15 protein-coding genes are annotated in these 12,972 nt (G+C 35.4%); 2 read left to right on the forward strand and 13 right to left on the reverse strand.

Going from position 1 to position 12,972, the window contains the following annotated elements; genetic code table 11:
- Positions 1-2 precede the first annotated feature (2 nt).
- Both ACM595_RS08340 and ACM595_RS08345 read left to right on the forward strand, forming a co-directional pair.
- Positions 3-365: a hypothetical protein gene (locus tag ACM595_RS08340; RefSeq protein WP_369078910.1), complete on the forward strand. Its 363-nt coding sequence runs from the start codon at positions 3-5 to the stop codon at positions 363-365.
- 22 nt (positions 366-387) lie between these two features.
- Positions 388-894 carry a cupin domain-containing protein gene (locus ACM595_RS08345; protein WP_181877796.1) on the forward strand — a complete coding sequence of 169 codons (507 nt, stop codon included), beginning with the start codon at positions 388-390 and terminating at the stop codon, positions 892-894.
- Between the two features lie 83 nt (positions 895-977).
- Here the strand turns inward: ACM595_RS08345 and ACM595_RS08350 are convergent, their stop codons facing one another.
- The 13 genes from ACM595_RS08350 to ahlS all read right to left on the reverse strand — a co-directional run bounded on the left by ACM595_RS08350 (position 978) and on the right by ahlS (position 12,821).
- Positions 978-2,336 (reverse strand): PTS ascorbate transporter subunit IIC, encoded by a 1,359-nt coding sequence (locus ACM595_RS08350; RefSeq protein WP_419744262.1) that lies wholly within the window; start codon positions 2,334-2,336, stop codon positions 978-980.
- Positions 2,337-2,359: 23 nt separating this feature from the next.
- Entirely contained in the window at positions 2,360-2,644 is a 285-nt protein-coding gene (locus ACM595_RS08355; protein ID WP_037537550.1) for a PTS sugar transporter subunit IIB, read from the reverse strand.
- Positions 2,645-2,649: 5 nt separating this feature from the next.
- The gene (locus ACM595_RS08360; protein WP_002482192.1) at positions 2,650-3,090 is read right to left on the reverse strand and encodes a PTS sugar transporter subunit IIA; all 441 of its coding nucleotides are present in this window, start codon (positions 3,088-3,090) and stop codon (positions 2,650-2,652) included.
- Positions 3,091-3,104: 14 nt separating this feature from the next.
- The gene (locus tag ACM595_RS08365; RefSeq protein WP_419744263.1) at positions 3,105-5,048 is read right to left on the reverse strand and encodes a BglG family transcription antiterminator; all 1,944 of its coding nucleotides are present in this window, start codon (positions 5,046-5,048) and stop codon (positions 3,105-3,107) included.
- A gap of 342 nt (positions 5,049-5,390) precedes the next feature.
- Positions 5,391-6,122, reverse strand: a complete 732-nt coding sequence (locus ACM595_RS08370) for an amino acid ABC transporter ATP-binding protein (RefSeq protein ID WP_002482190.1) — start codon at positions 6,120-6,122, stop codon at positions 5,391-5,393.
- Positions 6,119-6,838, reverse strand: a complete 720-nt coding sequence (locus ACM595_RS08375) for an amino acid ABC transporter permease (RefSeq protein ID WP_041079455.1) — start codon at positions 6,836-6,838, stop codon at positions 6,119-6,121. Before ACM595_RS08375 ends, ACM595_RS08370 begins: the two co-directional genes overlap by 4 nt.
- Entirely contained in the window at positions 6,822-7,616 is a 795-nt protein-coding gene (locus ACM595_RS08380; protein ID WP_419744264.1) for an amino acid ABC transporter substrate-binding protein, read from the reverse strand. Before ACM595_RS08380 ends, ACM595_RS08375 begins: the two co-directional genes overlap by 17 nt.
- A 233-nt stretch (positions 7,617-7,849) precedes the next feature.
- Positions 7,850-8,176: a PTS lactose/cellobiose transporter subunit IIA gene (locus ACM595_RS08385; RefSeq protein WP_011302231.1), complete on the reverse strand. Its 327-nt coding sequence runs from the start codon at positions 8,174-8,176 to the stop codon at positions 7,850-7,852.
- A gap of 10 nt (positions 8,177-8,186) precedes the next feature.
- Complete coding sequence (locus ACM595_RS08390) at positions 8,187-8,507, reverse strand: PTS sugar transporter subunit IIB (protein ID WP_002482186.1); 321 nt, start codon at positions 8,505-8,507, stop codon at positions 8,187-8,189.
- 37 nt (positions 8,508-8,544) lie between these two features.
- Entirely contained in the window at positions 8,545-9,441 is an 897-nt protein-coding gene (locus tag ACM595_RS08395) for a hypothetical protein (protein WP_041079457.1), read from the reverse strand.
- A gap of 18 nt (positions 9,442-9,459) precedes the next feature.
- Complete coding sequence (locus tag ACM595_RS08400; protein ID WP_419744265.1) at positions 9,460-10,776, reverse strand: PTS sugar transporter subunit IIC; 1,317 nt, start codon at positions 10,774-10,776, stop codon at positions 9,460-9,462.
- 10 nt (positions 10,777-10,786) lie between these two features.
- Complete coding sequence (locus tag ACM595_RS08405; protein WP_002482183.1) at positions 10,787-11,917, reverse strand: zinc-dependent alcohol dehydrogenase family protein; 1,131 nt, start codon at positions 11,915-11,917, stop codon at positions 10,787-10,789.
- Positions 11,918-11,972: 55 nt separating this feature from the next.
- Positions 11,973-12,821, reverse strand: coding sequence for an AhlS family quorum-quenching N-acyl homoserine lactonase (ahlS, locus tag ACM595_RS08410; protein ID WP_210144083.1), 849 nt, complete (start codon positions 12,819-12,821; stop codon positions 11,973-11,975).
- Between the last annotated feature and the right edge of the window lie 151 nt (positions 12,822-12,972).

The raw sequence follows: 12,972 nt of genomic DNA on the forward strand, positions 1-12,972 counted from the left end.
GAATGATTAAAGGCGCACCACTTGCAATAGCGACAACGGATTATCCTGATTCAATTACCTTACAATGGATACGAGATAACCCTAACAGAGACTTAGATTTTTTATCTCTAGCTGCAATTTGTGATGCTTTTTTCCCAAGAATTTATGTATGTCGCAAAGAACTCGTCCCAATAGGCACCATCTCACTGACAATTTATTTCCATGCCGACGCAGAAACACTCTTAGCCAACGGAAGCCGCTCAGTACTTGGACATACACGTTCACTTAAATTCTTTAATGGCTATTTCGATCAAACTGGTGAAATATGGAGCCAGGACCATAATTTATTAGCAACCACAAGTCAAATCGTATATTATAAATCATAATAATTAAGGGGTGAATGAATAGATGAAACCTATGTCAGACATCACTGTATCCACTTTATGTTTCATAGATGATGGGACAATACCGAATAATCCCACCTTACCTGTTTTGATTTATCACCATGTATTAGGTTCACATGAACATTTGGAAAAAACCATTACCTCTAATCAATGGGGCAATACTTGGACTGGTGGTGTATTTTCGTATCATCATTATCACAGTAACGCGCATGAAACACTCTTAGCGATCAGAGGAGAGGCCAACTTGCTTATTGGCGGGCGCAATGGTTCAACAATTAACGTCACAGCTGGCGATGTGCTGATATTACCGGCTGGTACTGGGCACAAATTATTAAATGCCAGTCATGACTTTATCGTAATGGGTGCATATCCTAACGGTCAGTCTTTCGACATTTGTACTGGAGATAAAAATAACAGAACGCAAGATATCATGAATATCGAAAATGTGCCATTACCTGAAACAGACCCACTATGGGGTGAACAAGGCCCATTACTATTGCATTGGCATTAAATGATGACAAAATAAGCGCCCAAAGCAACTATTACTGCATTGGGCGCTTAATCTATTTCATTTTGAAGTGATTGTGTTGTTATTTATTGCTCTTTTACTTCTTTAGCAACTGTTCTTTTTTGTAAAATAATGGCGAATGCAGCTACAACGATCACTAAAATAATGATACCGATTAATCCAAGGAACTTCGCAACATTACCAAAAACAATACCTACGACTAAGAAATCCGTATCTGAGAATGTTGTTGCCGCGCCCCCTAAGTCTCCTAAAAATGGTAAGAATAACAATGGTAAGAGCGTGATTAAGATACCATTCAATGCGGAGCCAGCTACAGCACCTTTAATACCACCTCTTGCATTACCAAAGACGCCTGCGGTAGCACCGAGGAAGAAGTGAGCGACAACGCCAGGAAGTATAACCACTCCTCCGAATAAGAATAAGACAAACATGCCAATGACGCCTACAATAAAGCTAACAAAAAATCCAATGAGTACAGCATTTTGTGCATATGGGAAGACAATCGGACAGTCTAATGCAGGTTTCGTATTGGGTACGAGTTTTTCTGAAATACCTTTAAATGCTGGCACAATTTCAGCTAAGATTAAACGTACCCCTGTCAAAATGATAAACACACCCGCAGCGAACGTGACACCTTGTATGAGAGAAAATACAATAAAGTTCTGACCGTTACTAATTTCACTATGTACATAGTGTGGCCCTGCAAACAGTGCAGCTACAAAATATAATAAGGTCATCGTTAACGAAATACTAATCGTACTTTCTCTTAAAAAACTTAACCCTTTTGGGAAATTAATTTCTTCTGTTGATTTTGATTTACCTTTAAATAGCTTTCCTACTTCACCTGCTGCCCAATAACTTATCGTACCAAAGTGTCCTAAAGCAACTTGGTTATTACCCGTTATTTTTTTCATTGTTGGATGCGCTAATGCAGGTAGTATCGCCATAATCAGCCCCAAAATAATCGCACCGATGACAACAGTTAGCGTTCCAGTAATATGACCGACTGATAATAATATAGCTAAAAAAGCAGCCATATAAAATGTATGATGACCCGTTAAAAATATATATTTCAAATTAGTAATACGCGCTATGATGATATTAACTATCATGCCAAACACCATAATTAATGCAGCTATTGTTCCATACTGTTCCAATGCTATTGAAATAATTGCTTCATTGTTGGGCACGACACCTTGCACGCCAAACGCGTGTTGAAATATTTTCCCAAATGGTTCAAGTGATTGCGTTACTACATTCGCCCCAGCACTTAATACTAAAAATCCCAGTATCGTTTTGATCGTACCTGAAGTGATATCTGTTGCTGATTTTTTCTGCATGATCAATCCTATAAATGCGATTAAAGCAACTAGTATTGCAGGTTGGCTTAAAATATCAACGATAAAGTCTAAAATCGGTTTCATTTTATTACCTCCTTAGGCGTTATTTATAAAAGATTCAACTCACTTAATTTTTCACTTAATTTATTTTGAAGTTCTTCTTTATCTAAAATATTATCTAATACAATGACGTCGCCTAAATTTTTAGTATTTTCTTCTAAATCTCTCCCACAAATGAATAAGTCTGCCATATCAGGGCTTGCACTCATTACATCGCTGTGTTCTACTTTTATATCAGATGGTGCATTTAAATTTTTCAAAGCTTCCTGAGCATTCATTTCTACCATAAAGCTACTACCTAACCCGTGACCACATACAACTAAGATTTTCATTTTCATCATTCTCCTTTAAATATATTTAATATGTCCTTAACTTCTTGTGCTTTCAATAATTGATTGACCACTTCTTGATCCCCTAGCGTTGTTGCCAAATGCCTTAGGATCTCAAGATGTCCTTCATTGTCTACTGCACTAAGTACAAATATAAGTGACGCATAGTGACCTTCTTCTGAAAAATTAATGTGTTGATTTAATTTCAGTAAACTCAGTCCTATCTTGTTTACTTCATCATTGGGTCTCGCATGTGCAATTGCGATTTCTGGCGCAATAACAATGTACGGTCCTAATTTCTTTACACTGTCAATCATTGATGTAATATAACTTTGTTCAAAGTAATCTTGGTTTAATAATGGTTGCGCAGCTAAAGCAATGCCTTGTTCCCAATTATCAACCTGTTCCTTTATTTGAACTTTGTCAGCTGACAGAATTTCTAAACTCATTTAAAAGCACCTCCTTATTCCTGACTTACCTTACTAATAGCTTGCATTATTGCTTGTAAATCTCCAGAAAACATGGTTGCTCTATATGTCTCATCCATGATTAACTCGCTAAACTGACGTAACGCATTTAAATGTATTTGAGGATGTTCTGTTGCTAATGTAATTATTATAAAAACAGGATCATACCCATCGTGCGAAAAATGAATACCTTCTTTATAATGTATAAGACTAAAGCCTACCGATTGTTTAACATGTTCATGTTGAGCGTGAATGAGTGCAATATGAGGACTAACCACCATATAAGGTCCAAACGTGTCTAACTGCTTGATAATATCTGTAGCATAAGCTGGTTCCACTACACCATCCTCGACAAGTAGTGCCACACTCTGCTTGATTGCTTCATCTCTATTTCGCGATGCTTGCTGTGTTTTAACTCTGGATTGTGGCAAGACTTGTTCTAACGTTGGACCTAATCCACGCAACTGAATTACATATTTTTCTCTAGATTGATTGATTATTCTATTTAACTGCTCCCGATCATGTTTATCTAAAAATGGAGAAACCTGAATAACTGGGACGACAGTTTCCTTAAAAGGCACCGTAGAGATAATGTAATCGACCCCTTCATGTTTCAATATCGTTTCATCCACTTCATATATTGAATAGGCATCCATAATTTCTAACTCTGGGTAAATGTGCCTTATTTTACTTTTTAATAATTGTGACGTTCCAATACCCGATCCACATAGTAATACGACTTTAATTTTATTTGTCTTAATCGTTGATATTCTTTCAATAGCAGATGCAAAATGTAATATCATATAGGTCAATTCGTCATTGTTAAATACAATTTGATAATTTTCCTCAATAATCCAAACATGCTTTTTAATTTCATCTATTAATTGAGGATATTGGCTTATAATTTCATCTTTCAATGGATTTTCGTGTGTCATATCAAATTTCAATCTATGAATTGCTGGTCTCAAATGTACAATTAAGCCATTGCGTAATTTAATATCTGTCACCAAATCAAGTCCTAGCGCGCCACTCATACGTTCAATCAATTGCTCCGTCAGAAGTTCTAACGTATCAATTTCTTCATTTAACTGATTCTTTTCTGAAGTTTTAGCTCCGAGTAAATGCAATGTTATGAATGCCGCTTCACTTTTTGGAAAATGAATCTGGAAATTGCCTTCAAGCCTTTCTTGAATTTGTAGCGCAATTTGAAACTGCTCTGTTTCCTTCAATTTCAAATATGCATCATCTGGAATTTTAAAAATAAAATCTTCATTTATTAGATGCATCGCGATGAGTATATGATAAATCAAACCGTCTATTGCACTTTGTACTAATTGATAATTTTTATTTCTCAGCACAGTTGTAACACTTGAACGAATGCGCTCTAATTCATGATTTGAAAATAAGTCATGCCCCATCTCATGCGTATACATTTTAAAATATTCACGCACCATTTCTGCGTAAGCTTTGCGATATGCATTTTCTGGGCCTTGAATGACAAATCCTTTATTTTTCTTATATTCAAGCCTTAAGTCATGCTGCTCTAACCAATTTTGAACGCTTTTCAAATCTTCCACAATCGTTCGTCTTGAAACAGATACGGTGGTCGCAAGCACTTGTGATGATGTCGGCGTATTGGCTTCAAGTAATTTTAACGTTATATATAACAAGCGCTCTTCTTTTGCATAATGTATTGTATGCGTTGTCGATTTAGGTGCAAAGCGCTTTAACTGTTCTGGTGTTGTGGTTATTTTGACCCCCTCTTGCTTAGTCCTTTGAATATTTAAACCTAGGTTACTTGCCATATCTTCAATGTATTCAAGATCGTACTGTATCGTTCTTTCTGTAACATTAAAGTGCGTTGCTAAATGATGAATTTGCACAAAAGTTTCACATTCAAGTATGAACGTTAAAATATGATACTGTCGCTTACTTAACATATTAGCAACCTCCTCGCCTCTTTATTGTAAACGCTTTCTAAAGATAATAGATGTGTAATCTCTTTCGTCTTTAAATGCGAAAAGTTGCACATCAAATAAAAAATCATTATATTTTTAAATTATAAAGTTCAAAGTGCATATATGATATCGTTTTATAAAAAAAAGCCCGGACATAACTAAATGTCTCGGACTCACCTTATTTAGGCAATCATATATTCTATTGAAAATACATCGCTATCACTTTTTAAAATGCTATTCTTCAGACTGCCTAATCATCCTTGTCAGTATATATAACAAGGCAATCGTTTTATCATAATACTTTCGCTAAATTTTCTTTCAACATTAAACTTCACGAATCATATTTAAAAATCTTTGTAGTTCAGCGCTTTGTGGATGATTAAAGATTTGCTCTGGAGGCCCAGATTCTCCAATTACACCATCATGTATAAATACAATCTTGTTAGATACTTCTTTAGCAAATCGCATTTCATGCGTCACGATAATCATTGTCATACCTTCATTAGCTAGGTCCTTGATGACACGAAGCACATCATTAACGAGTTCTGGATCTAACGCAGACGTAGGTTCATCAAACAGCATTACTTTTGGATTCATGGCTAAAGCTCGAGCAATTGCTACACGTTGCTGTTGCCCTCCAGATAAAGCATTCGGTCTTTGATCTTTTACAGCAGTTAAATCTACTTTTTCCAATAAAGCTAATGCTTGTTGCTTTGCTTCATCTTTTTTCGTTTTTTTAACAGTAATCAGACCTTCCATTACATTTTCTAATGCCGTTTTATGTGGGAATAAGTTATAACTTTGAAATACCATGCCCGACTGTTTACGGACTTTTATCTGTGATTTCTTATCTGCATTGCTATAAGTCTCTCCATTAACATACACAGCACCTTCTGTAGGCAACTCTAAAGCATTAATCATTCTCAACAAAGTCGTCTTACCTGAACCTGATCGTCCAATAAATGTCACAACTTCTCCTTGATTAACGTTTAAATCAATCCCTTTGATAACTTCTTTATCATCAAATGATTTTTTTATATTTTTTAATTCAATCATGAGCGATACCCTCTTTCAAGATAAGATTCATAGAAGTTTTGTGCAATTGAAATGATAAAGCAAACCACCCAGTACATAAGTGCTACAAGTAGATAAATAGTTAAATACTCATATGTCGTCGAAGCGACTTCTTGTGCTTTTCTAAACATCTCAGCTACTAATATAAATCCTAAAAGTGATGTATCTTTAATTAAACTTAAAAATGTATTACCTAATGCTGGTACGGATACTCTAATCGCTTGTGGCAAGATAATACGTTGAATCGTTTGTCGATAATTCATACCGATTGAATAGGCCGCTTCTGTTTGACCCTTAGGTATAGACATAATACCTCCACGAATAATTTCAGAAGCATATGCCCCTACATTTAATGATAAACCAATAATTGCTGCGATAACTGGTGCTAACGTCCATTGATTTTCAGAGTTATTTGTCAATAATCTGCCGAGTTCAGGGATCCCGTAAAAGATAATGAATAATTGTACAATCATCGGTGTGCCTCGGATGATTGAAATATAAAAACGAGCAATCCCTCTTAAAATACGGCTTGTTGAAATGCGCATTAACGCAGTGAGTAACGCAATCACTAAACCTAACACAAAGGTTACTAATGTAATAGGTATAGAAAATTTCACTAATCCTTCAAGCATCGGTGCAAATGCTTGACCAGCTGCGTCTAATGCATGTTGCTGTTCAGTATTAAGATTTAGAAACATCTTCGCCGAACCATTTTTTACTTATTTTTGCTAATTCACCATTATCTTTTAATTTTTTCATTGCTTTATTTACTTTTTCAATTGTTGCATCGTCTTCTTTTTTACTAAATGTTAATGCAGATTGACTCTTCTCAGCATTACCTTCAATAATTTTCACATCTGCATTAGGTTTTTGTTTTTTATAATCTAAGTATGAAATATTGTCATTAAATGTACCTTCAACTCTATTAGATTGTAATAAATCCATAGCCTGATTGAAGCCATCTACTTTCGTTAATTCTGCACCTTTAGATTTAGCCAATTTACCATAATTTGAAGTAAACGTTTGAGCCAATTTCTTACCTTTAACATCGTCAAATGATTTTATATCTTTGTTGTTTTTATTAACGACTAATACTGCTTCTGAATACGTATATGGTTCTGAGAATTTATATTTTTCTTTACGTTCATCATTAATACCTACTTGGTTCGCTATCACATTAAATCTACCAGAGTCTAATCCAGCAAACATAGAATCCCATTGTGTTTCTTTAAATTTAACTTTGTAACCCATTTTTTTAGCTACTGCTTTCATTACATCAATATCATAACCTGTTAGTTTATCTTGTTTATCATGATATGAGAAAGGTGCATAGGTCCCTTCCGTACCTACAACAAATGTTTTATTTTCACTTGCAGTTTTATTTTTGTTATCATTGTCTTTTTTGTCAGAAGTACCACAAGCTGCGAGTCCCACAACTAAAAGTAACGTCAGTATACCTAATAATATTTTTTTCATTTCGCGCCCTCTATTCTTATTATTCTTATCGGAATAAAAATATTCTATGCCTAACCCTTCATTAAGTCAATAACTTTTTTATCCAAACATACATTTATTTTTTAATTCCAATTAATTAACATATAACACAATTAAGTTGATTCCCTTGTTTACTCCTTTTTTTACAATAATGAACAAAAAAGTACATCTTCAAATCTTTTGAAAATGTACTTTTTCAATGATACTTAATATATTTATGCTTTCGAATCCATCTTTTTATATAAATCGATCATTTCTGCTGCCATATCTTTGAACGTAATAGCTGTCATTAAATGGTCCTGACTGTGAATGGTTAACAGCGACATTTTTATCTCATCACCTTGCGCTTCTTTGGTTAACATATTTGTTTGAATATGATGTGCCTCTAATAATGAAACTTCTGCAAGTTTTAATTTCTTTTCAGCTTCTTCAAAAGCATTTTTCTTTGCCGCATAGATGGCTTCCATTGCATGACTTTTGGCGTCACCACTGTATGCAATAAGTGACATGGCAAACTCTAAACTATTTTCCGCTTCTGACATTGAACCACCTCTATTTTGTCATCAATTGTTCAGCTGTATTTAATACATTTTCTCCATTCATCGTTCCATAATCTCTCATTTCAATGACCGCTACAGGTATGTCTTTCTCAGAGCATTTTTTAGTATATTCATCTTTTTTAAAGCGAACTTGTGGTCCTAGTAGCAATACATCTATATTGTCACTTTCAATTTTTTGATCTGCTTCTGAAGTGGAAACGGCAAAAATATCTCTATCAAGCTTTTGCTTTTCAGCTTCTTTTTGCATTTTTTGTACCAACATACTTGTACTCATTCCCGCTGCACATACCAACATGATTGTTTTTTCTGCCATAAAAAATTCCTCCTGATTAAAAGCGTAGTTTCATCATTTAACGTTGAATCGATCTAGCTATCATGGATACTGTATGTCTTTCCCCTCTGATTGCCTTACTTAATTCAAAAATATTATTGACTGGTGCAAGACCGCAATAACCAGCATCACCAATGTGTTGAATATCAACACCACAGATTTTATTACGTATCGCAAAATCCCTAATGGTACTTGGATCAGAACTTTCTTGGCTTGTTCCTATTGCAGACATAACTAAACCTTCACGACGGTGTACTGCTTTAACAATATTTTTCAATTGTTCCTCATCAAATCCTGGTACCGTGCCAATTGATGGTACAAGAATAATATCTGCCCCAGCGTCTATAAATTGATCTACATACGTTTCCGTTATTACAGGTTCATCTACACCAGCGCTATGCATTTTCCCCGCTATAATAAGTCCTGTAAAATGCTTTCGTGTCTCTGAAATAGCGTTGACAATTTTATCATTCGTTACACCTGTCCCAGGATTCCCTGTCATACATATAAAATTAATACCTAATTTTTCTAATGCCTTTACCGTTTTCGAACTTGCTTGTCGACCTTCTACAATATTTAGTTTTTCTTCTGACATCGTTGCGGTTTCATCTACTGGTTCTAAATTGACACCAATCGGTCTACAAACAAGACGTCTCAATTCATTGATAACCTGTTTATCTTCATCTACATTAACAACTTTAGGATCAAAGGCATCTAAACCATTTAATAAAATTAAATCTGCGCCAAATGCACGAGCAAGTTCAGCATTTGTAATATCTGGAATGACTGGAGTACGTGTGACCACATTTTCAGATAATACAACACGACCATCGCTTGCTTTAATACTTTGTTTTAATTCTGTGGCTGTCATTTCAACGATTTCAGATGCATTCGCACTTAATAATCTTTTTACCATGAGACAAATCCCCTTTGTTTAGATTTCTTTTGTTTCATCTGCTTCTTTTTGCTCTAGTTGCAAATTATATTTTTCCATCGTTCTGTAAAATGGGTAATACAATAAGATATCAACAATGATACAAACCATTTGTACCAATGAACCACTAACATGACCCGTAGCTAAAAACCCACTAATAATAGGTGGGATTGTCCAAGGCATCGCAGTACCATTAGTTAAATGAACAAGCCCGCTTGCCATGGAAAAATAAGTAATCGTCGCATTGATCATCGGCGCCAATATAAAGGGTACAATCAGCCTAACATTGAGAACGACTGGCAAACCAAACAAGGTCGGTTCATTAATATTAAAAATACCAGGCATCAATGTCAGTGGTGCCATTGTTTTCGTAATTTTACTAGAACGCTTTTTAAAGGCTAAAATGGCAATGACAATCACTAAGCCAATGGTTGACCCACCGCCCCCCATAAATACAAAATTATCTATAAAAGGTTGCGTGATGATATGTGGCAAATCGCCATGAGGATTAGCTTGATATGCAATACGGTTTTCATCTATGTTCTTAAGCCATATTGGCTGCATAACCGCATTTACTACATTTGCACCATGAATACCTACAAACCAAAAGGCACTATTTAGTCCTACTAATATAATCGTACCTATTAAAGTACCTCCCATTAAACTTAATGGCACACCTAATGTATTAACAATAAGGTCATGTATGTTTCCAAAAGGAAGGTTATCTAATGCTATATAGATCATAAGCCACAATAAAATAATGACAGCTCCAGGTATTAATGCGCTAAAGCTTTTCGCTACTGCAGGTGGAACTTGATCGGGCATTTTAATCCTTATATTTCTATTAATAAACCATTGAAATATCAATCCGGAAAAGATCCCTATAATTAATGCTACAAAAAGTCCCTGACTTCCCATATACATTTGAGGTATAGCTTCTTCTGGTGTTTTGCCACCAGTCATAACATTAGGTGTTACAACTAAAAATGCAGCCATGGAAATAATTCCTGCTGAAACACCATCCGTATCATACTGTCGAGCAATACTATGTGCCACACCAAAACTTGCAACTAATCCCATCAATCCAAATGTGCCATTTACTGCTTTCATTAAATAGGGTTGTATGCCTTGTGCTTCCAACCATTCAATCCATCCCGGTATGGCTATACCACTAATGACAAGAAATAGTGATCCAATGATAACCAATGGCATCGCAACGATAATACCATCTCTCAATGAAATTAAAATTTTATTCGATCCCAATTTAGACGCGACTGGTAACAAATACTTTTCTAATGTGTCATTAAAACGACTCATATGAACACCCCTAATCCATTTTCACTACTAAACGTGCCGCTTCACCTCGCGCCAAGCGGTCAAACCCTTCATTAATATGTTCTAAAGGTAATGTATCTGTTAAAAGTTCATTTACTGGTAAACGACCTTGATGATATAAGTTGATGAAACGTGGTATATCACGGTCAGGAACACAACTTCCCACATATGAACCTTTTATCGTACGCTCTTCAGCAGCGAGCGTTACTTGTGGAAATGAAAATTGGTGTTTGGGATCCGGTAAACCTGTTGTCGTTGTCATTCCACCTCGACGTGTGATTTGATATGCGACATCCATGGCAGGTACTACGCCCGCCGTTTCAAAAGCATAATCCACACCACCTTGCGTATATTGTTTAATATCTTCTATTGTATGTGCTTCACCTGAATTAAATACTGCTGTTGCTCCAAGTGATTTAGCCAATGCAAATTTTTCTTCATTAATATCTAGTGCAATAATTTCACTTGCACCTGCGAGGCGTGCACCAAGAATTGCGTTAAGACCAATGCCACCAAGCCCAACAACCGCAACAGTACTCCCTGCATTAATGCGAGCTGTATTAATGACTGCACCTATGCCCGTAATGACTGCACAACCAAAAATCGCCACCTTTTCAAATGGAATCTTTTTATCTACTTTGACAATTGAATTTGTAGATACCACTGCATAATCTGCAAAACCTGATACACCTAAATGATGATGCATTACCTCATCACGGTCAGATTCATAACGAAAGCCACCTTCTAACATTTCTCCTTTTTCATTTGCCGCTGCACCATTTTCACATAAGGCAGGTCTGCCTTCACGACACGGAATACAATGTCCACAACTTGGTATAAATGTACATACGATATGATCACCCACTTCAAATTCCGAAACGTTTTCACCTACTTCGATAATTTCTCCAGCTGCTTCATGCCCTAACACCATTGGCATTGGACGTGGTCTACTGCCATTAATTACAGATAAATCAGAGTGACACAAACCCACTGCGCCTATTTTTATAAGTACTTCATTTGATTGAGGCCCTTGAAGTTCTAAAGTTTCTATTGTTAAAGGATGACTTTCTGTATATGGTGCATCTTTACCCATCTCACGCAATACTGCCGCTCTTGTTTTCATAACATACACTCCTCATTCACTGTAGTGATTTAAAGATACTTTGATAAAATAGCAATTATTCATAATAACCTTCCGTTGATTTTCTAAATCCTTCGAATTGTTCGCCATCATGTCCAAACCAAATTTGAGCATTTTTTTCTTTTGCTAATCTTTGAATTTTCTCCACAGATTTCGTCCATCCAATAGAATCATATAAAATACCTGGTGGCTTCAATGTATCTTCTATACTTTCCTTGGTGTATATTGCGTCCGATGCTAATATAATCGTTCCTAATTCAGCACTCTCAATCTCTAGACCAATGATGCCCCATGCATGACCACTACCATAATTTAAAATTCGAACCCCATCTACTAGTTTCAAATTATCTTCTTCTTTTTTAATCGTTCTCCATTTCAGATTATTTTTCACCCAAGCATCTATATCTGCCCAAATATAAGCCCCTTCTTGTTGGTTTCGTGCATATGTTTTCATTGCACCACTTAATTCATCATCATGGACAATTATAGTTGCATTCGTAAAATATTCTAAACACCCTGCATGATCCAAATGTAAATGTGAAGCAATAACAAAATCGACTTCTTTAGGATCTACATTAATTTGCTCAAGTCTATTAGGTAAATGACAAGCTTCATGAGCAAAGTACGGAAAAGCTTTTTGTGTTGCACTTATCCATCTCCCACTATCTCCCATAGCGTTCGGATTACAAGCTGTATCAAAAAGGATTTTAGCATCTGGGTGATCTATAAACACAGTATATATAGGGAATTCATGCATCTCGTTATTGGCGTTAGGGTCATCTAATGTTGCTTGATTGGAATTAGCAATCATCAAATTCTTATCCATCTTCATGCGTCCGTTATCCAAAACATAGACTTTCATACGTTCTTTTTTCACATTAACCATAACTACACACCCCTTTTAAAATTGTATAATTACATTATAATTGCAAACGTTTACAAAAATCAATTTTTAAATTATTATTTCATTTAAGATTTATACTTTATGTATTTCATTAAAAACGATACAGACTCATTTTTGATTCATTAAAAATAGT

It is taken from the genome of Staphylococcus sp. LKG3-1, from assembly GCF_048568385.1.
Lineage (GTDB): Bacteria > Bacillota > Bacilli > Staphylococcales > Staphylococcaceae > Staphylococcus > Staphylococcus saprophyticus.